General features: G+C 64.0%; 21 protein-coding genes and 1 pseudogene. 13 read left to right on the plus strand and 9 right to left on the minus strand.

The window, feature by feature from the left end; translation table 11 throughout:
• Nucleotides 1-137: 137 nt before the first annotated feature.
• The gene (locus IB265_RS17810; protein WP_057251978.1) at nucleotides 138-509 is read left to right on the plus strand and encodes a hypothetical protein; all 372 of its coding nucleotides are present in this window, start codon (nucleotides 138-140) and stop codon (nucleotides 507-509) included.
• On the opposite strand, the gene IB265_RS17815 is transcribed toward IB265_RS17810, so the two are convergent.
• Nucleotides 497-1,456, minus strand: a complete 960-nt coding sequence (locus IB265_RS17815; RefSeq protein ID WP_057251979.1) for an MBL fold metallo-hydrolase — start codon at nucleotides 1,454-1,456, stop codon at nucleotides 497-499. The two genes, IB265_RS17810 and IB265_RS17815, sit on opposite strands and share 13 nt — an antisense overlap.
• Nucleotides 1,457-1,547: 91 nt before the next feature.
• Here IB265_RS17815 and IB265_RS17820 point away from each other — a divergent pair, with 91 nt between their 5' ends.
• Nucleotides 1,548-2,459: a LysR family transcriptional regulator gene (locus IB265_RS17820; protein WP_057251980.1), complete on the plus strand. Its 912-nt coding sequence runs from the start codon at nucleotides 1,548-1,550 to the stop codon at nucleotides 2,457-2,459.
• 112 nt (nucleotides 2,460-2,571) lie between these two features.
• On the opposite strand, the gene IB265_RS17825 is transcribed toward IB265_RS17820, so the two are convergent.
• The 4 genes and pseudogenes from IB265_RS17825 to IB265_RS17835 form a co-directional block, all read right to left on the minus strand.
• A complete protein-coding gene (locus IB265_RS17825) occupies nucleotides 2,572-2,952 on the minus strand; it encodes a DUF427 domain-containing protein (protein WP_057251981.1) in 381 nt (126 codons plus the stop codon).
• A 212-nt stretch (nucleotides 2,953-3,164) separates the two neighbouring features.
• Nucleotides 3,165-3,854 (minus strand): annotated as a pseudogene (locus IB265_RS17830) (DUF599 domain-containing protein); the annotation flags it as partial.
• 147 nt (nucleotides 3,855-4,001) lie between these two features.
• The gene (locus IB265_RS36775) at nucleotides 4,002-4,163 is read right to left on the minus strand and encodes an autotransporter outer membrane beta-barrel domain-containing protein (protein WP_244495656.1); all 162 of its coding nucleotides are present in this window, start codon (nucleotides 4,161-4,163) and stop codon (nucleotides 4,002-4,004) included.
• 20 nt (nucleotides 4,164-4,183) lie between these two features.
• Nucleotides 4,184-4,867, minus strand: coding sequence for an autotransporter outer membrane beta-barrel domain-containing protein (locus tag IB265_RS17835; protein ID WP_309140378.1), 684 nt, complete (start codon nucleotides 4,865-4,867; stop codon nucleotides 4,184-4,186).
• A 175-nt stretch (nucleotides 4,868-5,042) separates the two neighbouring features.
• On the opposite strand from IB265_RS17835, the gene IB265_RS17840 reads away from it, so the two are divergent.
• The 11 genes from IB265_RS17840 to leuB all read left to right on the plus strand — a co-directional run bounded on the left by IB265_RS17840 (nucleotide 5,043) and on the right by leuB (nucleotide 16,319).
• Nucleotides 5,043-5,726: a GntR family transcriptional regulator gene (locus tag IB265_RS17840; protein ID WP_057251983.1), complete on the plus strand. Its 684-nt coding sequence runs from the start codon at nucleotides 5,043-5,045 to the stop codon at nucleotides 5,724-5,726.
• A 1-nt stretch (nucleotide 5,727) separates the two neighbouring features.
• Nucleotides 5,728-7,167, plus strand: coding sequence for an aldehyde dehydrogenase family protein (locus IB265_RS17845; protein ID WP_113479262.1), 1,440 nt, complete (start codon nucleotides 5,728-5,730; stop codon nucleotides 7,165-7,167).
• 85 nt (nucleotides 7,168-7,252) lie between these two features.
• A complete protein-coding gene (locus tag IB265_RS17850; RefSeq protein ID WP_057251985.1) occupies nucleotides 7,253-7,999 on the plus strand; it encodes an SDR family oxidoreductase in 747 nt (248 codons plus the stop codon).
• Nucleotides 8,000-8,055: 56 nt separating this feature from the next.
• The gene (locus IB265_RS17855) at nucleotides 8,056-9,531 is read left to right on the plus strand and encodes an ABC transporter substrate-binding protein (RefSeq protein WP_057251986.1); all 1,476 of its coding nucleotides are present in this window, start codon (nucleotides 8,056-8,058) and stop codon (nucleotides 9,529-9,531) included.
• A 98-nt stretch (nucleotides 9,532-9,629) separates the two neighbouring features.
• Nucleotides 9,630-10,580: an ABC transporter permease gene (locus IB265_RS17860; RefSeq protein ID WP_057251987.1), complete on the plus strand. Its 951-nt coding sequence runs from the start codon at nucleotides 9,630-9,632 to the stop codon at nucleotides 10,578-10,580.
• On the plus strand, nucleotides 10,580-11,440 hold the full coding sequence (locus IB265_RS17865) for an ABC transporter permease (protein WP_057251988.1): 861 nt from the start codon (nucleotides 10,580-10,582) through the stop codon (nucleotides 11,438-11,440). The genes IB265_RS17860 and IB265_RS17865 overlap by 1 nt, the downstream gene beginning before the upstream one ends.
• Nucleotides 11,437-12,453 carry an ABC transporter ATP-binding protein gene (locus IB265_RS17870; protein WP_057251989.1) on the plus strand — a complete coding sequence of 339 codons (1,017 nt, stop codon included), beginning with the start codon at nucleotides 11,437-11,439 and terminating at the stop codon, nucleotides 12,451-12,453. The genes IB265_RS17865 and IB265_RS17870 overlap by 4 nt, the downstream gene beginning before the upstream one ends.
• Nucleotides 12,450-13,424 (plus strand): ABC transporter ATP-binding protein, encoded by a 975-nt coding sequence (locus IB265_RS17875; RefSeq protein WP_057251990.1) that lies wholly within the window; start codon nucleotides 12,450-12,452, stop codon nucleotides 13,422-13,424. Before IB265_RS17870 ends, IB265_RS17875 begins: the two co-directional genes overlap by 4 nt.
• A 93-nt stretch (nucleotides 13,425-13,517) precedes the next feature.
• On the plus strand, nucleotides 13,518-14,909 hold the full coding sequence (locus tag IB265_RS17880; protein WP_057251991.1) for an amidase: 1,392 nt from the start codon (nucleotides 13,518-13,520) through the stop codon (nucleotides 14,907-14,909).
• A complete protein-coding gene (locus IB265_RS17885) occupies nucleotides 14,906-15,133 on the plus strand; it encodes a hypothetical protein (protein ID WP_057251992.1) in 228 nt (75 codons plus the stop codon). Before IB265_RS17880 ends, IB265_RS17885 begins: the two co-directional genes overlap by 4 nt.
• Nucleotides 15,134-15,209: 76 nt before the next feature.
• Complete coding sequence (gene leuB / locus IB265_RS17890; protein WP_192494937.1) at nucleotides 15,210-16,319, plus strand: 3-isopropylmalate dehydrogenase; 1,110 nt, start codon at nucleotides 15,210-15,212, stop codon at nucleotides 16,317-16,319.
• 378 nt (nucleotides 16,320-16,697) lie between these two features.
• Here the strand turns inward: leuB and IB265_RS17895 are convergent, their stop codons facing one another.
• From IB265_RS17895 to IB265_RS17910, 4 genes are read right to left on the minus strand one after another with little or no spacing between them, the layout of a single operon-like run.
• Complete coding sequence (locus IB265_RS17895; RefSeq protein WP_057251194.1) at nucleotides 16,698-17,447, minus strand: SDR family oxidoreductase; 750 nt, start codon at nucleotides 17,445-17,447, stop codon at nucleotides 16,698-16,700.
• Nucleotides 17,448-17,469: 22 nt separating this feature from the next.
• Entirely contained in the window at nucleotides 17,470-18,312 is an 843-nt protein-coding gene (locus IB265_RS17900) for a fumarylacetoacetate hydrolase family protein (protein WP_057251195.1), read from the minus strand.
• A gap of 41 nt (nucleotides 18,313-18,353) precedes the next feature.
• Nucleotides 18,354-19,376, minus strand: a complete 1,023-nt coding sequence (locus IB265_RS17905; RefSeq protein ID WP_057251196.1) for a hypothetical protein — start codon at nucleotides 19,374-19,376, stop codon at nucleotides 18,354-18,356.
• Nucleotides 19,373-20,266: an SMP-30/gluconolactonase/LRE family protein gene (locus tag IB265_RS17910; protein ID WP_057251197.1), complete on the minus strand. Its 894-nt coding sequence runs from the start codon at nucleotides 20,264-20,266 to the stop codon at nucleotides 19,373-19,375. The genes IB265_RS17905 and IB265_RS17910 overlap by 4 nt, the downstream gene beginning before the upstream one ends.
• Between the last annotated feature and the right edge of the window lie 2 nt (nucleotides 20,267-20,268).

Consider the following 20,268-nt stretch of genomic DNA (forward strand, 5'->3'; position numbering starts at 1 on the left):
GCCTGGACACCGCTCCACACGACAACGTGAAGGCACCGGCTCACCAATCGCGGAAGCTCGGTCCGGCGCGCGCTTGATACGCGCAGACCCGAATGGAAGGATGCCCGGCACTCGGCGAGTGAGCGACGGGGATCTGCATGCTTCTGAAAGTCGAACCACCGGACGGCTGGATGAGCCAGGACGGCCGTGTCCTGTTCGATACCGAGCGTGAGGCCGAACGCTTCGCCGCCAATGCGCGGCTCGCCTTCTCGCTGGCGATCGCCGCCTTGATGCTGGCGCTCTCGATCATCGTCGGGCGCTGGGGTCGGCCAGCGGCTGCAGGCCGAATCCCGCCACCTCGGCGCATCGATCGTCGTTTCGGCGGAAGCCTTCGCGGCAGGAAAGATCGACGAAGCCGGATCAGACAGGTGGGTGCGCCACAACGGCGTGCGTCTGCGCGGGCGCAGAGAAACCATCGACGCCTACGCCTACAAGTGATCCGGCTTCGAAACCCTCGCTATTCGACGTAGTTCCAGGGGATGAAGCGATAGAGCGTCTCGTCCTGGGCCACGTGGCCGACACCGGGGAACGGCAGGTGAGCGCCGGCGACGAGGTAGCGGCCATCGGCTGCATCTGCCAGTGCCACCGCACGGGTCGCGGCCGCCGCTGTTCCATCGACGTCGAAGCTGACGAAGACGTCGGGAGCGTCGAACTGGACGTGGTCGCCATGGATCACGTCACCCCAGAAGACCAGACGCTGGCCGTCATCGGCTTGGAGCACGATCGAGGAATGTCCGGGCGTATGCCCCGCTCGCAGGATCGATCCGAGGTTCGGCAACACGTCCGCATTGTCGGCGAAACGCTTTACTTTTCCGGCGGCGATATAGGGAGCCACAGCGTCATGGGCGCGCTGGAAGTCGGTCTTCTGCGCCTCCGTCATCGTCGTCACGCCCTCGCGCTCGATCCAGTAACGATACTCGCGGTCGGCGAGATGGATTTCGGCATTCGGAAACTGGGGCTTGCCGTCGACGGTAAGGCCGCCGGAGTGATCGGCATGCACGTGGGTCAAAACAACGGCGTCGACCTGGTCGGGCCGGTAGCCGGAGGCCGTGAGATGGCGGATGAGCTTGCCGGCAGCGGCGCCGAGTAATGTGCCCGACCCCGCATCGATCAGCGCCAGGCGCTCGCCGTCGTTTACCAGATAGGCGTTGATCGACAAATGCGGCTCCTTGCCGAGGAAGGCCTCGTCGAGCCTGCGCTGCAGTTCGCCCTCGGGCTCGTTCTGATAGATCTTCGCCATGGGCAGTGCCAGCGTGCCGTCCGAAAGCGCGGTGACTTCAAACTTTCCGAAACGAAAGCGGTAGTAACCGGCATTGGCGACGGTCGAGAACGGCGCGGCGGAAAAGGCAAACCGCGGTGCGAGCGGCAACAGGGCCGTGGCGGCGAGAAGGCCAAGGGCTTGTCTGCGAGTGGTCATGATCGGCTCCTTCGATTGGATGCGACGAAGCTATCAATTCAACTCTCCGTCGATTATCCTGCGATCATGGAAGTGATTGTTCCGGAAACGCATGAAATCCCCCCAGTCTCCCGATCTCAATAACCTCAGGATCTTCCTCGAGGTCGCCCGCACCGAGAGTTTCTCAGCCGCAGCACTTCGCCTGCACCTTCCGCCAAGCACGGTTAGCCGGCGCTTGGCTGAGCTTGAAACCGCGCTTGGCGTCGCGCTGCTGCTGCGCTCCACGCGCCGGGTCTCCCTGACCGAGGCGGGCAAGCACCTGCTCGAGTCGATCGGCGGGGCCGTAGAGCTCATCGATCGCGGCATTGCGGGTTTCCGGCCCGCCGATGGCGCCGCCCGCGGGCGACTGCGGGTCGCCACATCCGTCGCCTTTGCCCGCACCTTCCTGCCGCCGATCCTGAAGCGCTATGCGGAGCTTTGCCCGGAGGTTCAGGTCGATCTGCAGACGGCACACAACAATGTCGATCTGATCGGAGAAAGCGTCGATGTGGCGCTGAGAATGGGCGAGCCGGTCGACAGCGAGATGATCTACCGAAAGATCGGAACAATCGAACAGCGGCTCTATGCCGCCCCGGCCTACTGCGACGGGTTATCCCTCTCGTCACCCGAGGACCTGATGCATGTCGCGCTGGTGGCGCACCGGACCCGCATGCGGCGGGAGCTGGCCCACTGGGTGCTCTCCGACGGCAACCGGCATTTCACGCTTGAGCGCCCACCCTCGATCGTCGTCGACGATCCGGCGATCGGAGAGCGCCTGATCGCCGAGGGTCTCGGCATCGGTATGCTGAGCGACGCGCTCGCCGCCGATGGTGTCACCACCGGGCGGCTCGTTCCGGTCCTTGCCGAATGGTCCGGACCAGCCACACACCTCTACTATCTCTACCATCAGCAGCTGGGTGATCTGCCGAAAGTGGCAGAATTCCTGAGGGCGGTGCGCGAAACGTTCCGGGTCCGGAGCGAGTGACCTCGCGGCCAAAGCCTGTCGCGCAAAAGTGCGCTGCGATTTTGCGACAACGACATGCGAAATATCAAGAACTTAAAGCGCAAGGAGCGAATCTGAAAGATCGCGACGCGCTTTAGGGCTGGATCTCTTCGATCGAATCCACCTTGTCGGGATAGAATGCCAACCGATCTTTGATGGCGGCCACCGCCGCATGCGGGCTTTCATAGGTCCAGACGGCGTTCCTCGACCGCTCTCCGCCGGATGGGATGCTGAAATAGGAAGCATCGCCCTTGTATGGGCAGTGGGACGAATGATCCGTGCGCGCCAGCAACGACATGTCGGCATCCTTGCGCGGAATGTACTGCACCGCCGGGTAGGATGCCTCGCGCAAAGTCAGCGCATCGCGGGTGTCGGCGATAACGCGCCCACCGAGGGTGACGACGACACGCGCCGGATTTCTCTCGACTGTGATCGGATGATCGGGGCCGGGAATCTTGATCGGTTTGTCTGACATGAGCGACCGCCTCTGAAACGTTGCTGATGTCTAGATGGTAGACTTACTGTCGAATTCCAACCGCTCACGCCAAAAGCGCCTGCGACGCCTGACCAAGGACGGGCGAACAGGGCGGCTTTTTCCGCGGGCGCCGCGGTTCGTCTTCAGATATTCGCCACCGGCGAACTGATCGCTGCGGCAGGCTCTGCCTCGGCGGCAGGCGGATTGCTCTCATCCAGCAGCTTGCGCACCTCCATCACGCCCTTTGCCGTATCCGACCAGCTGTGTCTCCAGACGAGAAGTCCCACCGAGCCGATGATGGCGACGAGAAACGCAATCGGGCCCAAGAACCAGAGGGCCGCGGCAACGGTGAAGTAGTAGGAGCGAACGCCCTGGCTGAATGAGCGAAGTGCCGGATTGATCATCAGCGACAAGGCGTGGGTCCATGCGGCGATGTCTCGGGCTTCGTCCCGCGACGGACTGGCTCCGATCGCCGCAAGGCAGTAGTTGATCTGCCGGACCGCCCAGATGAATTCGGAAAGCCCCCGCAGCAATGTCGCCATGACGAGCAGCACCTTGCACTGGAATAGCCACAGCGGTTCGATCGGCGCGAACATCGAAATGATCCCCGCCTGAAGACCTGCCGTCGGCTGGATGAAAAGCGCACTGCTCATGGCGACGATGACGATGAGATTGGCCGAACCGAAAAACGAGGCTGAGTTGATCGTGTGACCGAGGATGGCGGCATCGCCGATGAAATTGGTATCCCGTGTCAGGACCTCGCGCATCCAGGCCCGCCTGATACGCACCATGTCGAGCATCAGGCTGTCTGTCCGGCGCGGCCAGCCAAGCGCCATCATCGGCTCCAATCCCACCCAGGTTACGAGGAACAGGATAATCGCAATCCAATCCAGTATCTGCACGGCCAGCCTCCCACCATACCCGCTGCTAATTGAAACAGGTAGGACGGGCACGTCAACGCGCTCGCGAGCGGTGGCGCGATGGAACCATCCGCACTGGTCTAAGTTTGAGGGCGGCGGATGTGCTGGGTCACACCGATCGAGGGCTGGTTACCATTTCACCCCCAGGCCGATATTACCTTCGAGCACGTCGATCTTTTCCCCACCGAGATTGGTGGTGTAGTCAGCCTTCACATAGAGGCTTGTGGTCTCCGACAGCTTTGCGACAAGACCGCCGCCAAGTTCCAGCGCCGTTCCGCCCCCCTCTGTCACGATCGGGTCCGCGCCGAAGGTCAGGCGCTGATCAGCGTCGAAACTGTGCCAGACGTCTCGGCAATCACTTCGCCTTGCAGGCGGAAGCTCAACCGTCCGGTCACCGCGTCGTCGCTGTCGAACTTGACGGTCGAGAACGCATCGCGCTGATCGTCAAGCGTCAGATGCTGCCAGATGATCTGCGCCTGCGGCTCCAGCGTCCAGTTTTCCCCGAGTGCGATCGGATAACCGCCTTCGAGCGAGGCCGTGATGCCGGTACCATCGACCTCGACACCGCTGCCGCCGACCGACCGGGCGTCGCCGTCAAACCAGCTGCCCATCAGAATTGCGTCGAGATACCAGCCGCCGGGACCGATATGGGTCCAGTAGCCACCAAAGCTGTTTGCCCTGACGTCGATCTCGCCGACATGCAGATTGTTCCAGCCGACCGCCTGCCCGGCGATGTCGCCATCGGCACGCGCGTGGCTGAAGAATACGCCGACGCGGTCGTGATGGCCTTGCGCCGACTCCCAACCGAAGAGATCCTGGCCGATCTGAAAGCCTAGGATATTGCCGTCGAAGCTGGGATCGACAGTTCCCTTCCAGTCCAGTTCCGTCTTTTGGCCGAAGACATGGCCCCAGCTTGCCGTCAGGGTGCCCACCCTGTCGAGCAGCGATTGTTCGCCACGCCGTTCATGGAAGGTGCCAAGGGTCGAAAGCGCCAGATATTCGGCAAACGGTCACCTCGTCTTGCGATCGCTTTGACGGCTAGGACCCGGCCGGCGGCCAGTCGGGCGTGCGGGAGAGCGGAAGTACTTGCACAGAGCGGAACTCGCGCGGGCCGCCGATTGACATCTTCTGTATCCTGGATACAATTTGCCTCGATCTTGGGAGGGATCGATGAACCAATCCTTCGAATGGCGAAGCCAATCGCGCCTTCTTGACGAAGTAGCTCAGGCACTTCGCGAACGCATCTATGCCGGCGTCTATGCGCCGGGCGCGACGCTGCGCCAGGAGCGGATCGCCGCCGAATTCGGAATCAGCCGTACGCCGCTGCGCGAAGCCTTGCGGGTGCTCGAGCGCGACGGGCTGGTGGTCAACAAGCCGGGCAGCGGTGTCAGGGTCGCAACCGCAGACCTGCCGAAGCTTCTGGACGCCTATGCCGTGCGCGAAGCGATGGACGGCGTGGCTGCCCGCAACGCCGCCGAGCGCGCCACCACCGCCGAGATCAAGGATCTGGCAAAGCAGGTGGAGCGCCAGCGCAAGACTGTCGAGAACTGGGATCCCGCCGCCTACACCCAGTCCAACGTGATCTTTCACGAGGCGATCGTCGCCGCCTCGCGCAACACATCGCTCGCACCGCTCGGACCGCTTCTGCGTATGACCTCGCAGGTCTTTGCGCCCGCCTTTTCGCTGTCCAGCGAACGCGCGAGCACCGCGGTCGCCGAGCACGGGCTGATCGTCGAGGCGATCGCGGCACGAAACCTCGACGAGGCCGAGAAGCTGGCACGCGCCCATATCAACGCGACGGCAACGAGATTGAAAGCGCTCCTTGAGGCGCGCGAGACTGACAAAGAGGCATGACGTGAAGACCTACGGCAATTTCATCTCGAACAACTGGCAGGACGCAGCGGGCGGCGAATTCATCACTGTCCGGGATCCCTCAAACGGCCAGGAGTTCGCGCGCATCGCCCGGGGGACCCGGGACGACATCGACCTCGCAGTGCGCTCCGCGCGCGCGGCTCTCTCCGGTGACTGGGGTCGGATGACGCCGACCGAGCGCGGCCGGGTATTGACCCGGATATCGGCTGCAGTGCTGCGCAACATCGATCTTCTGACCGAGCTCGAGGCGCGCGATGTCGGCAAACCCGTGACGCAGGCGCGCGCCGACGTCGTGGCGCTTGCCCGTTACCTTGAATTCTACGGCGGCGCCGCCGACAAGGTGCACGGCGATACCATCCCGTATCAGAACGGTTTCACCGTTCTGACGGTCTATGAGCCGCATGGGGTGACGGGCCACATCATTCCCTGGAACTACCCGATGCAGATCCTCGGCCGCAGCCTCGGTGCAGCACTTGCCATGGGCAACGCGGCCGTGGTCAAGCCGGCCGAAGAGGCGTGCCTGACGATCCTCGAATTTGCCCGCATCGCCGAAGAAGAAGGCTTGCCGTCGGGCGCGCTCAACATCGTCACCGGTTTCGGCTCGGAGGCAGGCGCCGCGCTTTCCGAACATCCTGACGTCAACCACATCTCCTTTACCGGTTCGGTCCGGACAGGCGAAATGGTGCAGGCGGCAGCCGCGAAGAACGCGGTGCCGGTGACGCTGGAACTCGGCGGCAAGTCGGCCCAGATCGTCTTCGCCGATGCGGACCTCGATCGCGCCGTTCCCTTCCTGGTGAACGCCGGCATCCAGAATGCCGGCCAGACCTGCTCGGCCTCCTCGCGCATCCTCGTGGAACGAGCCGTCTACGAGGAGGTTGTCGCGCGCATGAGCGAACGGTACCGCGCGCTGAAGGTCGGCCCGGCGGGCGCCGATCTCTCCGTCGGCCCGGTCGTCTCGCAGCGGCAAAAGGCCATCATCGAAGGCTTCCTCGCCGATGCCGCAAAGGATGGCCTGAAAGTGGCGGCGCACGGCGAGATCGTTGCCGATGCGCCCACCGAGGGCGCCTATGTCGCGCCGACGCTTTTGCGCGACGTGCCGCACGACCATCGCACGGTACAGGAAGAAATCTTCGGCCCGGTGCAGGTGATCATGCCGTTCGACGGCGAGGACGAAGCCATCCGGCTCGCCAACGGCACCGCCTATGGCCTCGTCTGCGGCGTCTGGACCAATGACGGCGGTAGGCAGTTGCGGATGGCGCGTGCCGTTCACGCCGGCCAGGTCTTCATCAACAATTACGGCGCCGGCGGTGGCGTCGAGCTGCCTTTCGGCGGCGTCAAGAAATCCGGCCATGGCCGCGAGAAGGGCTTTGAGGCCCTCTACGGGTTTGCCAGCATGAAAACCATTTCTGTCTACCACGGCTAGAGCCGGATGAGGAAAAGTGTGCGCGGTTTTCCGCCCGCATCCCGCTCTAACCCTTGATCTAAGTCCCCTCGGGAGGAACAACAAAATGTCACTGGAAGGTAAAGTCGCTCTTATCACCGGCGCGGGCTCCGGCTTCGGTGAGGGCATTGCGAAGCGCTTCATCGAAGGCGGCGCCAAGGTCATCGTCGTCGATCGCGATGCCAAGGGCGCCAAGCGCGTGGCGAACGAACTCGGCGGCAATGCCTTTGCCGTGGTCGCTGATATTGCCAAACAAGCGGATGTCGAGGCAGCCGTTGCTGCAGGCCTCGAGAAATTCGGACGCGTCGATATCCTGATCAACAATGCCGGCATCGGCCACAAGCCGCAGAACGCCGAACTGGTCGAGCCGGATGAGTTCGACCGGATCCTCGGCGTCAACGTGCGCGGCGTCTACCTGATGACGCGGGCGCTGCTGCCGCACATGAAGGAAAACAAGTCGGGCGTGATCGTCAACATCGCGTCGACCGGCGCCAACCGGCCGCGGCCGAACCTTGCCTGGTACAATGCGACCAAGGGCTGGGTGGTCTCCGCCACCAAGGCGCTGGCGATCGAGCTCGCGCCGTTCAACATCCGCGTCGTCGCGCTCAATCCGGTCGCCGGCGAAACGCCGCTGCTTTCGACCTTCATGGGCGAGGACACCGAGGAAATCCGCAAGAAGTTCCGCGACTCCATTCCGCTCGGGCGCCTGTTGAAGCCCGAGGATCTCGCCGAAGCCGCCGCCTTCGTCGCCTCGCCGCAGGCATCGATGATCACTGGCGTCGCGCTCGACGTCGACGGCGGCCGATCGATCTGATTGCTTCGATCTGACTACTGGGACCATAAACAACGAAACCGCAAAGCGGGGGAACTATGCTGAATTTGACGAAATGGGCACTTGCCTCATGCTTCATCGCCGCGTCGCTGACGACGGCGATGGCCAAGGATACGATCACCGTCGGCCAGGTGCTGGAGCCGCCGGGCCTCGACCCGACCGCCGGTGCCGCCGCACCGATCCGCTACATCACCTACGGCAACCTTTTCGAAGGTCTCGTGCGTGTTGTCGAGGATGGCAGCGTCAAGCCGCTGCTCGCCGAGAGCTGGACGGTCTCCGACGACCAGAAGACCTACAGCTTCAAGCTTCGCCAGGGCGTCAAGTTCCACGACGGCACGCCGTTCGACTGCTCGGTCGTCAAGTTCTCCTATGAACGCGCGGTCGGGGCCGATTCGACCAACGCGCAGAAAGGCCTGTTCGAGCCGATCGAAAAGACCGAATGCCCGGACCCGGCGACGGCGGTCGTGACGCTGAAGCGCCCGGCCTCCAATTTCCTCTTCAACATGGCCTGGGGCGATGCGGTCATGATCGCGCCGGCGGCGGCGGCGGACAACAAGACCAAGCCTGTCGGCACCGGCCCGTTCAAATTCAAGGAGTGGGCGAAGGGCGACAAGGTGGTGCTCGAAAAGAACGCCGACTATTGGGGTGAACCGGCCAAGCTCAGCGAAGTGACCTTCAAGTTCATCAGCGATCCCTCGGCTGCCGCTGCCGCCGTTCTCGCCGGCAATGTCGATGCCTTCCCGATGTTCCAGGCCGCAGAACTGGTCAGCCAGTTCCAGAGCGATCCGAACCTGCAGGTCGAGGTCGGCAGCACATCGGGCAAGGTGGTGCTCGCGCTCAACAATGCGCGCAAACCCTTCGACGACGTGCGGGTCCGCCAGGCGCTTGCCCACGCGATCGACCGCAGGGCACTGGTCGAGGGCACCTATTCGGGCTTCGGAACGACGATCGGTTCGCACTATTCGCCTGTCGAACCCGGCTATGTCGATCTCAACGAAACCTACCCCTATGACCCCGGCAAGGCGCAGCAGCTGTTGCAAGAAGCGGGAGTCCAAGGCCTTGAGATCACCATCATGCTGCCGCCGCCGGCCTATGCCCGGCGTGGCGGCGAGATCATCGCGGCGATGCTGAGCGAAGTCGGCGTCAAGGTGAACCTCGTGCCGATCGAATTCGCGCAGTGGCTCGACCAGGTGTTCAAGAACTCGGACTTCGACGCGACGATCATCGCCCATGCCGAGGCCCGCGACCTCGATATCTATGCGCGCGACAAGTACTACTTCAACTACCAGAACCCCGAGTACAAGGCGCTCTACAAGTCCTTCACGCTCGCTTCGACCGAAGCCGAGCAGCTGGACCTCGCAGGCCAGCTCCAGCGCAAGCTGGCGGCCGACGAGCCGAACGTCTTCCTCTACGCGTTGCCGAAGATCGGCGTCTGGAACAAGAAGGTGAAGGGTCTCTGGAAGAACATGCCGGTTCCGGCCGACGACCAGACCCAGACCTATTGGGAAAACTGAGGATTGGCATCCGCCCCTTTGACGAGGGGCGGAGGCAGATCACGCGTTGACCGGCACACCCGGCGCCGGTCAACGCTCGCTCTTTCCGGGAGGTTGATGTGATTTCCTTTATCGGCGGTCGCCTCGTGTCGCTCATTCTGACGACGCTTGCCGCTTCAGTCATCGTCTTTCTGCTGATGCAGGTGCTGCCCGGCGACCCCGCCGTGCTGATGCTCGGCATGAATGCCGACGCCGACGCGATCGCGGCGCTGCACCGGCAGCTCGGCCTCGATCAGCCGATCTGGATCCGCTACCTCCACTGGATCGGCGGTTTCGTCGTCGGCGATTTCGGCACGAGCCTCACCTATTCGGTGCCGATCCGCGAACTGCTCGGGCCCCGCATCCTCGTGACGCTGCCGCTGGCCCTGCTCTCCATGGCGATCTCCGTCGTCGTCGCCATCGCCATCGGCGTCTATGCCGCCGCCAATCGCGGCAAGACCGGCGACACCGTCGTCATGGGCATCGCCCAGGTCGGCGTCGCGATCCCGAATTTCTGGCTGGCGCTGCTCTTCATCCTGCTCTTCGCGCTGAAGCTCGCCTGGTTCCCGGCTTCAGGTTTTGCCGGCTGGGAAGGCGGTTTCTGGAACGGCTTGCATTCACTGATCCTTCCGGCCTTCGCGCTCGGCCTGCCGCTTGCCGCCATTCTCGCACGCGTGACCCGCTCCGCGGTCATCGAAACGCTCGGCGAGGATTTCATCCGCACGGCGCGCGCCAAGGGGCTGAGCCGTTCGGGCGCCCTATGGAAACACGCGGTGCCAAACGCGCTGATCCCGGTCGTCACCATCATCGGCCTGCAGTTTTCCTTTCTGCTCGCCGGCACGATCATCATCGAAAACGTCTTCAACCTGCCGGGCGTCGGCCGCCTCGTCTTCCAGGCGATCGCCCAGCGCGATCTCGTGACGGTGCAGACGCTGGTGACGCTGCTTGCGGCCTCCGTCATCACCATCAATTTCCTCGTCGATCTGGTCTACGGCTATCTGGATCCGCGGCTTTCGCGGGGAGGCCACTGATGTCCACGTCCGCAGCCACTTCTGAACCCGGCGTGATCTCCAAGCTCATCGGCAGCCGCAGCCTGACGATCGGTGCCACCGTCACCCTGATCCTCGTGGCCATGGCGCTCGTCTCCTTTGCCTGGACGCCCTATTCGCCGACCGCGATGAACTTCCGCGACAAGCTGCAGGGACCGAGCCTTGCCCATTGGTTCGGCACCGACAATTTCGGTCGCGACATCCTGTCGATGATCATGGTCGGCGCCCGCAATTCGATCTCAGTTTCGATCGTCGCCGTCTTGGTCGGCGCCGGCATCGGTGTGCCACTCGGCGCCTGGGCTGCCGCACGTGGCGGCTGGGTCGATGGTCTGGTCATGCGCATGAGCGACCTTGCTTTCGCCTTCCCCGCGCTTCTGACTGCCGTGATCATCACCGCCATCTTTGGGCCTGGCGCAACCAACGCGATGATCGCGATCGGCATCTTCAACATCCCCGTCTTTGCCCGCGTCACCCGCGGTGCCTCGATGGGCCTGTGGAAGCGCGAATATGTGCAGGCGGCGCGCTGCGCCGGCCGCGGCGACGTGGCGATCACGCTTTTGCACATTCTGCCCAACATCAACCACGTGCTGCTGGTGCAGGTGACGATCCAGTTCGCGTTGGCGATCGTCGCCGAGGCCGGGCTTTCCTATGTCGGCCTCGGCACGCAACCGCCGATGCCGAGCTGGGGCAAGATGCTGAACGACGCCCAGACCTTCATCTACCAGGCGCCGTGGCTTGCAATCTTCCCGGGCCTGGCGATCACTTTCGCGGTGCTCGGCCTCAACCTGCTTGGCGACGGTCTGCGCGACATTCTCGACCCGCGCGTGAGGCGGCAACGATGACGAAACCCTTGCTTCACATGGCCGGCATGTCGGTCGAACTCTCGGCGGGCAAGAGCCAGGTCGATATCGTCTGCGACATCGATCTCGAACTCAACCGCGGCGAGCGCCTCGGCATCGTCGGCGAATCCGGCAGCGGCAAGTCGATGACCGCACTCGCCGTGATGGGCCTGTTGCCGCAGCGCATGCGGGTGCGCGGCGAGCTTTTGTTCGACGGCCGCAATCTCGCTGGCTTGGCCGAGGCCGAGTATTGCGGCTATCGCGGCCGACGCGTCGCGATGATTTTTCAGGAGCCGATGACGGCGCTGAACCCGGTGAAGTCGATCGGCGCACAAATCGCAGAGGGACGGCGGCTGCATCTCGGCGAACCCAAAGCCGATGCCGAAACGAAGGCGCGCGCGCTTCTCGACCGGGTCGGCCTGCCTGCGCCGCGCTTCGATCTGGATCTCTACCCGCACCAGCTCTCGGGCGGCCAGAGGCAGCGCGTGATGATCGCCATGGCGATTGCCTGCGAGCCGGACCTTTTGATTGCCGACGAGCCGACGACCGCGCTCGACGTGACGGTGCAGGCGCAGATCCTCGACCTGCTCGACGAACTCATCGAAGACACCGGCACCGCGCTGATGCTGATCACCCACGATCTCGGCGTCGTCTCCGAAATGACCGACCGCATCGCCGTCATGTATGCAGGCCGCATCATCGAGACCGGGCGTACGGACGACGTCTTCGCCCGCATGGCGCATCCCTATGCCCGCGGCCTCTTTGCCGCCTCGCCGCATGGCGCAGCACTCGCGCCACGTCGCGCGGGCGAAGGGCGGCCGCGGCTGAACGCCATCCCCGGCATCGTGCCTGATCCCTTTGGCCGGCCAGCCTACTGTTCCTTCGCCGAGCGCTGTTCCTTCGCGCAGCCGGATTGCCGCCGCGCGATCCCGACGCTGGACCTGATCAATACCGATGGAAATGTGCAGCATCGCGCGGCCTGCTTTCATCCCCGCGAAAGGATGGTGGCACCGTGAGCGAGACCATTCTCAAGACCACCGATCTGGTGCGCGAATACGATCTGCCACGCCCGTCGATCTTCTCGAAACACAGCCGCCTGCGCGTGCTCCATGGCGTCAGCATCGAACTCGCCGCCGGCCAGAGCCTTGGCATCGTCGGCGAAAGCGGCTCCGGCAAATCGACGCTGGTGCGCTCGGTGATGGGACTGGAGCGACCGCAATCGGGCGAGGTCAATATCGCCGGCACGAACATCTACGCGCTCGACCGGGCGGGCTTGCGCGAGGCACGCAAGGGATTCCAGGCGATCTTCCAGGATCCCTACGGCTCGCTCGATCCGCGCCATACGGTCCGCACGATCATTTCCGAGCCGATCGTCTCGCTGGAACGCGGGACCGGCACCGCCGAGCGCAACCGGCGCATCGCCGAGGTGCTGGAGGCGGTTGGGCTGCCGCTCGCATCGGCCGACAAATACCCGCACGAATTCTCCGGCGGCCAGCGCCAGCGCATCGCCATTGCCCGCGCGCTGATCACGCGGCCGGCGTTGATCGTCGCCGACGAGCCGGTTTCGGCGCTTGACGTGTCGATCCAGGCGCAGGTGCTGAACCTGATGATGGACCTGCAGGAAAAGCTCGGCCTTTCCTACCTGTTCATCAGCCATGATCTCGGCGTGGTCCGCGCCATCACCGACCGGGTCGCCGTCATGCATCTCGGCCGGATCGTCGAGGAAGGGCCGACGAACGAAGTCTTCGACAACCCGCGCCATCCCTATACCCAGGCGCTGGTCGCCGCCGTGCCGAAACCCTTCTCCGGGCGGCGCAAGGGCGTGCGGTCCGACGGCCCCCCGCAGACGCCCGTCCATACCGCAACGACCGCAGCCGGCTGCGCCTATGCCGCCGTCTGTCCCATGAGGCAGGAGATCTGCCTGACCCGCACGCCCGTGGCCAAGCCGGTAACGCCGGCCTGGTCCGCCCGCTGTCATTTTGCCTAGAGCGTCCTTTGTGCGTTCATATGAACGCACGGCGCTCTAGAGCCCCAAGCTCTGCAGTTCCACGGAACTGCGCATATCGCAGGAATATACGCCATGTCCGAACTCGCCGATTTCTCCGCCGTCTCCCTTGTCGAGGCATACCGCTCGAAAAAGCTCTCTCCCGTCGAGGTCACCGAGGCTGTCATCACCCGCATCGACGCCTCGGAACCGAAGCTGAATGCGCTCTGGGCCTATGACCCAGCCGAAGCGCGCAAAGCAGCAAAGGCATCGGAAGAACGCTGGGCGAAGGGTGAACCGCTCGGCGCGATCGATGGCGTGCCGGTGACGATCAAGGAGAATATCGCGACGAAGGGAACGGCCGTGCCGCTCGGTTGCGCCGCCGTGTCGCTCACTCCAGCCGCCGCTGACGCGCCGCCGGCCGCCCGCACCCGCGAAGCGGGCGGCATTCTTCTTGCCAAGACGACCATGCCCGACTACGGCATGCTTTCTTCAGGACTTTCCAGCTTTCACAAGCTTGCCCGCAATCCGTGGGACCTTTCGGCCAATCCGGGCGGATCGAGCGCCGGCGCCGGCGCGGCAGCCGCCGCCGGCTATGGTCCCCTTCACATCGGCACGGACATCGGCGGCTCGGTCCGGCTGCCGGCCGGCTGGTGCGGCGTCGTCGGGCTGAAGCCTTCGGCGGGCCGCGTCCCGATCAATCCGCCTTTCATCGGCCGTGTCGCCGGGCCGATGACCCGAACGGTCGCCGATACCGCGCTCTACATGTCGGTGCTGTCGAAGCCGGATGCCCGCGACACGATGGCCCTGCCCTATGCCGATATCCCCTGGTTGGATCTCGATCGTGACGTGAAGGGCCTGAAGATCGGTCTCTGGCTTGACGCCGGCTTTGGCCAATCGGTCAGCGAAGAAACGCAACAGGCCGTCAGCCGAGCGGCCAAGCTTTTCGCCGATGCCGGTGCAATCATCGAACCGGTCGGCCCGTTCCTCACCCGCGAGATGATCGACGGTCTCGACCGCTTCTGGCGCGCACGCGGCTGGGAAGACGTGTCACGCCTTTCGCCGGAAAAACAGGCGCAAATCCTGCCCTACATCTTCGACTGGATCAAAACGGCGGAGAGTTTCTCGGGCCGCGAGGTCTATACCGGCTTCGCCCAGATCGAGGCCATGCGCAATGCGCTGCACGCCGCACTCACCGGCTTCGATTTCATCCTGTCGCCGACCGCGCCGACAGCATCCTATCCAGCCGAATGGGCCTCGCCGGTCAACGACCCACAGAAACCATTCGAACACATCGCCTTCACCGTCGCGGTCAACATGGGTGGACACCCGGCGATCTCGATCAACTGTGGCTATACCGCTGGCGGCCTGCCGATCGGGCTGCAGATCATCGGCCAGTCCTTCGACGATATCGGCGTGCTGCGCCTTGCCCGTGCTTACGAAACCATACGTCCTGAGCAGCGTCCCTGGCCGAAGGTGGCAGCATGACCGACACCATGCGTTACACCGTCGAAAGCGGCGATCTGGAAAACATCGTCTCCCGGCTACTCGATATCGTTCGCCGGCTTGGCGTCAGCGTTTCGAAGCTTGCAGTCGAGGTGGACGGCGGCAAGGCTAACCTCGAAATCGCCGTGTCCTCGGCCTCGCACGCCGTAACGAACACGCTGCGCGAGCGCATCGGACAGATCGAAGGCACGAAACCGGCGACTTAGCCCGGACCTCGCCCGCATCCTCATCATTAACGCGGCCCTGCCGCTCGACATCTGACTAAACACAGGAGTGCCGAAAATGGCCCGCAAACTTTTCATCCTTCCCGGCGACGGCATCGGCCCGGAAGCCATGGCGGAAGTCCGCAAAATCATCGCCTACATGAATGCCGAGCTTGGAGCCGGTTTCGTCACCGACGAGGGCCTGGTCGGCGGTTCGGCCTATGATGCCCATGGCCAGGCGATCTCGGAAGCGGACATGAAGAAGGCGCTGGCCGCCGATGCGGTGCTGTTTGGCGCCGTCGGTGGCCCGAAGTGGGATGCGGTGCCCTACGAGGTGCGTCCGGAAGCCGGCCTGCTGCGCCTGCGCAAGGATCTCGAACTGTTCGCCAACCTGCGCCCGGCGATCTGCTATCCGGCACTGGCCGCCGCCTCGTCGCTGAAGCCCGAGCTGGTCGAAGGTCTCGACATCCTGATCGTGCGCGAACTGACCGGCGGCGTCTATTTCGGCGAGCCGAAGGAGATCATCGATCTCGGCAACGGCCAGAAGCGCGGCATCGACACCCAGGTCTACGACACCTACGAGATCGAACGCATCGCCGGCGTCGCCTTCGAACTGGCCCGCACGCGGTCCAACCGCGTCTGCTCGATGGAAAAGCGCAACGTCATGAAGTCGGGCGTCTTGTGGAACCAGGTGGTGACCGAGACGCACAAGGCGAAATATTCTGACGTTCAGCTCGAGCACATGCTGGCCGATGCCGGCGGCATGCAGCTGGTGCGCCAGCCCAAGCAGTTCGACGTCATCGTCACCGACAACCTGTTCGGCGACATGCTGTCGGACGTGGCGGCGATGCTGACCGGCTCGCTCGGCATGCTGCCGTCGGCCTCGCTCGGTGCCCCGGATGCGGTGACCGGCAAGCGCAAGGCGCTCTACGAGCCGGTGCATGGCTCGGCCCCCGACATTGCCGGCAAGGGCATCGCCAACCCGATCGCGATGATCGCCTCCTTTGCCATGTGCCTGCGTTATTCCTTCAACCTGGTGAGGGAAGCCGACAATCTGGAGAAGGCGATCGCCGCCGTGCTCGACCAGGGCATCCGCACCGGCGACATCATGGCCGAGGGTGCGAAGAAGGTCGGCACGACGGAAATGGGCGACGCCATCCTCGCCGCGTTCAAGGCACTGTCGGCCTGAGCCACCAACGATTCCAGTCGGCGTGATCTGACGCCGACCTGCAGACAAGAACAGACACCTCCGGCACACATCCGGAGGTGTTTTGCGTTTGCTGATCTCGTACAAACAAGATTGCGAGCTGTTACTGCGACGTCGCAGAAAGGAAGAGGACGTAACCAGATCCTCCTCATTTCTGTGCCTGTCACAGAAATCCAGCCAGACCAAGTCCTTGGGCTGAAAGGCCCTTGACCCGACGGACGTCGGGTCGCTGGATCCCCGCCACAGGGGCGAGGATGAGGGAGATTGGGTTGGCTCCTCTCGGAAAATCGAAAACTTCCGGGTTGAGCAGCGGTCCTCTCCGATGATGTTGCGCCGCCTGTCAGCGGGCGGCCGCGTGCGTCAGATCGTAATGCCACCATCGATATTGATCGCCTGGCCGGTGATGAAGGCTGCTTCGTCGGAGGCGAGGAAGGCGCAGATGGCGGCAACCTCCTCCACCGTGCCGAAGCGTCCGGCCGGCTGGCGGCTGATGAAAGACCGGTAAGCCTCGTCACGGCTTCCCAGCTTCTCGCCGAGTTCGCCGATGCGCTCCTCCAGAGAAGGCGACGCGATCGTTCCGGGGCAGATCGAATTGCAGCGAATGCCATGGGACACATAGTCGGCGGCGACCGCCTTGGTGAGACCGATGACACCGCCCTTGGCGGCACCATAGGCGGCGCGCCGCGGAAAGCCCTTGATCGACGAGGCAACCGAACCGATGGTGATGATGCTGCCGCCTTCGGCCTTCATCTTCGGGATCGCGCCGGCAATGACGTTATAGGCGCTGTCGAGCGTGATGTTGACCGAGCGACGCCAGTCCTCGGCCGAGCACTCCTCGATCGTGCCCTGGTGCACATAGCCGACCGCATGGACGAGAATGTCGACCCGTGCGAAGCCGGCGAAGTAGGCGGCGACTGCCGCGTGATCCGTCGCATCGAGCGTCGTCGTTGCGGCACCGTCGAGCGTTGCGAGCAGGTCGGCATTGATGTCGCTGGCGTGGACCTCCGCACCCTCGGCCATCAACCGCTCGGCAACGGCACGGCCGATGCCCTGGCCTGCGGCGGTGATCACGGCCACGCGTCCGGCCGATCGTCCCGTATTTCCATTCATGGTCAGGCCTTTCCGTATCGATCTAGAGGGACTGAACGATCAGCCGCTGGCGGCCGAGGCCGTCGATCCCGAGTTCCACCACATCGCCGGGCTTCAGATAGCGCGGCGGCCTTTTGCCCATGCCGACGCCCGGCGGCGTGCCGGTGCAGATGAGATCGCCCGGCTCCAGCACGCAGAACTCGCTCATGTAGGAGACGATGGTCGCGACATCGAAGATCATGCGCGCGGTGGTGCCTACCTGCATGCGTTCGCCGTTGACGTCGAGCCACATGGAAAGCGCCTGCGGGTCCGGCACTTCGTCGCGGGTGACGAGCCAGGGGCCTGTCGGGCAGAAATTGGGAAAACTCTTGCCCTTCACCCATTGGCCGCCGCGCTCCATCTGCCAGGCGCGCTCGGAGACATCGTTGACAACTGTGTAACCGAAGACGTGATCCATCGCGTCGGCGCGCGATACGTTCAGCGCGCGCGCGCCGATGACGATGCCCAGTTCGACTTCCCAGTCGAGCTTCGACATTTTTTCGGAATGGAGAAGCGGCGCGTTCGGACCGCAATAGGTGCCGGCCGCCTTGTTGAAAAGGATCGGTTCAGTCGGCACCGGCAGGCCCGCTTCTTCCGCGTGGTCGGAATAGTTGAGCCCGACACACCAGATCGTTCCCGGCCTTGCGACCGGCGGCAGGATATCGGCGTCGATCACCGGCACCACGGGCAGGGCCGATAGATCAATACCAGACAGCGCCACCCTGACAGCTGACAGGGTTTCCGCCGTGAAGTCCTGCACGAGCGAGGAGACATCCCGCGCCCGACCCTCGCCATCGAGGATGCAGGGCACGGCGAAGCCGTCGACGGTGAGGCGCAACAATTTCATTCTCTTGGCCTTTCAATGCGAAATGTCTGGGCGAGCGACGCTCAGCCCAAGCGAGCGGCTTCGACGGAAAGCCGGTAACGGGTGGTGAAGGTATGGCCGGGCTCGAACGCGATTGCCGTCGCAATGCCGGATGCCGCCAGAGGGTTGGCAGCCGTTGAGATGGAAGGTCCGAGGTCGAAGGCGGAGGCGATCGGCTCGACGCCGAGCGCCACATGTCGTCCGTCCCAGGGATAGGCCTTGCGGCCGCGGTTGCTGTACCAGAGCAGCAGGCTCGGAAAGTGTTCCTTCTGCCAGGAAAGCCGCGCGCGAAAACCTTCGTCGCGGTAGTGAAGCGCGACGCTGCCATCGATGCCCGAGAGCTGCAGCAGGTCCTCGGTGTCTTCCATGAGCGGCACCTGGGTCGCATCCATCGTCGCACCGCAGCGCGCCTCGGCTTTGTCGAGCGACGACCATTGCCGATCGGGCGTGAACAACGCTGCACCCGGTTCGACATCGCCGGGAACACTCCAGACGCGATCGTAGGCGCCGGGTTCAATGACGACCGAGCCCGGCCGCGGCGACAGGCGAAATGTCGGATGTAGCCCGATCGGAAGGCGGCATGGCCGCCGCGCCTCGATTTCCAGCGTGATGTCGATGGCAGCCGCGCTTTGATCCGGAACGATCCGCCGGCGAAGCAACCGGATCGGATGGTCGTCGGGGTAGTGGCATTCCATGGTGATCTGGCGGACATCGCAGTCGCCCGAGGTCCAATGGACATTGGAGCCGTGACCATGTGGCACACCGGCACCCTCGAAGCTCTCGCCCGTTGCGGACCAGCCTGCGGGGAGCGACCGGTTGGTGTCGCTGCCGAAGGGGACGCAGGGCCATTCGCCGCGCAGTTGTTGCAGAATTTCCGGCAGTGTCTCGCGCTCGGGATCATTGCCCCAAGGCGCGACATGCAGCGGGCTGACCTGACGTCCATCCGGCAGCAGGAACAGCACGGGGCCGAGCATGCCGCCGAGCGACTGCACCGAAAGGCACCCATGCGCCCAGGCAAGGGCGCGTCGTGTCGTCTCCGCGCTCACTTGGTCGCTACCCCGTAGCGGTTTTCCGGAAGGCCCGCGACCTCGACCCGCATTGCATAGAGGCTGCCGGCCAGGCGCTCCTCCGGCCCCGAGCCGGCGGTGGTGATGTAAAGCGTCTTCAGATCCGCCCCGCCAAAGGTGCAGGTGGTGATGTTGGTGACCGGCATGTCGATCGCCTCGGCAAGACTGCCGTCGGGCGCGATGCGCGTTATGCAACGGCCGCCATAGCGGCAGTTCCAGAGAAAGCCTTCGCTGTCGATCGCCGAACCGTCGGGCGAACCTCGGTCGAACCCGGTGAAGAAATGCCGCTCTTCCGATATCGCCCCCACCTTGGCATCGTAGTCGTAGGCGTAGATCTCGTTTGCCAGCGTATCGCCGAAATAGAAGGTGCATCGGTCCGGACTCCAGCAGAGGGTGTTGGAAATACCGAGCCCATGCCGCCATTCGCTGACGGCGCCATCCGGCGCGATCCGGTAGAGAATGCCCTCTCCCGGCCCAACCTCGCCAAGCTGACCATCGGGCAGAACGTTGTTCTTCATCGAACCGACCCAGAAATTCCCGGCCGGGTCGGCGCGACCATCATTGAGCCGCACCCGCGGCGTACCGGGCAGGACGAAGCCGTGATCCTCGCGCCGGTCGGTCTGCGGCCACCACCAGATCAGCTTCGATCCAAGCGCGACGAGCAGCCGGCCGTCTTCCTCAGTCAGCGAGATCGCGACCACCGGCTCCTCGAACAACCAGGTCCGGACGGCACGCGTCGCTTCGTCATAGCGATGGATCAGGAAGCGGTTGATGTCGGTCCAGTAGAGCGCCGCCTCCGCCGTCGACCAGACGGCGCCCTCGCCGCAGCGGTCGCCGACGGGCGCGACACAGATGAGATCGCGTGCCATCT

This window comes from Ensifer sp. ENS10, assembly GCF_014852025.1.
In the GTDB taxonomy this organism is placed as follows: domain Bacteria; phylum Pseudomonadota; class Alphaproteobacteria; order Rhizobiales; family Rhizobiaceae; genus Ensifer.

Bases quoted from the DNA above. Each gene is read 5' to 3' on its own strand.
- IB265_RS17825 (WP_057251981.1), bottom strand. From the start codon at position 2,952: ATGTCAGACAAACCGATCAAGATTCCCGGCCCCGATCATCCGATCACA.
- IB265_RS17855 (WP_057251986.1), top strand. From the start codon at position 8,056: ATGCTGAATTTGACGAAATGGGCACTTGCCTCATGCTTCATCGCCGCG.
- IB265_RS17885 (WP_057251992.1), top strand. From the start codon at position 14,906: ATGACCGACACCATGCGTTACACCGTCGAAAGCGGCGATCTGGAAAAC.
- IB265_RS17865 (WP_057251988.1), top strand. From the start codon at position 10,580: ATGTCCACGTCCGCAGCCACTTCTGAACCCGGCGTGATCTCCAAGCTC.
- IB265_RS17870 (WP_057251989.1), top strand. From the start codon at position 11,437: ATGACGAAACCCTTGCTTCACATGGCCGGCATGTCGGTCGAACTCTCG.
- IB265_RS17815 (WP_057251979.1), bottom strand. From the start codon at position 1,456: ATGACCACTCGCAGACAAGCCCTTGGCCTTCTCGCCGCCACGGCCCTG.
- IB265_RS17850 (WP_057251985.1), top strand. From the start codon at position 7,253: ATGTCACTGGAAGGTAAAGTCGCTCTTATCACCGGCGCGGGCTCCGGC.
- IB265_RS17840 (WP_057251983.1), top strand. From the start codon at position 5,043: ATGAACCAATCCTTCGAATGGCGAAGCCAATCGCGCCTTCTTGACGAA.
- IB265_RS17900 (WP_057251195.1), bottom strand. From the start codon at position 18,312: ATGAAATTGTTGCGCCTCACCGTCGACGGCTTCGCCGTGCCCTGCATC.
- IB265_RS17820 (WP_057251980.1), top strand. From the start codon at position 1,548: ATGAAATCCCCCCAGTCTCCCGATCTCAATAACCTCAGGATCTTCCTC.
- IB265_RS17910 (WP_057251197.1), bottom strand. From the start codon at position 20,266: ATGGCACGCGATCTCATCTGTGTCGCGCCCGTCGGCGACCGCTGCGGC.
- IB265_RS17880 (WP_057251991.1), top strand. From the start codon at position 13,518: ATGTCCGAACTCGCCGATTTCTCCGCCGTCTCCCTTGTCGAGGCATAC.
- leuB (WP_192494937.1), top strand. From the start codon at position 15,210: ATGGCCCGCAAACTTTTCATCCTTCCCGGCGACGGCATCGGCCCGGAA.
- IB265_RS17810 (WP_057251978.1), top strand. From the start codon at position 138: ATGCTTCTGAAAGTCGAACCACCGGACGGCTGGATGAGCCAGGACGGC.
- IB265_RS17895 (WP_057251194.1), bottom strand. From the start codon at position 17,447: ATGAATGGAAATACGGGACGATCGGCCGGACGCGTGGCCGTGATCACC.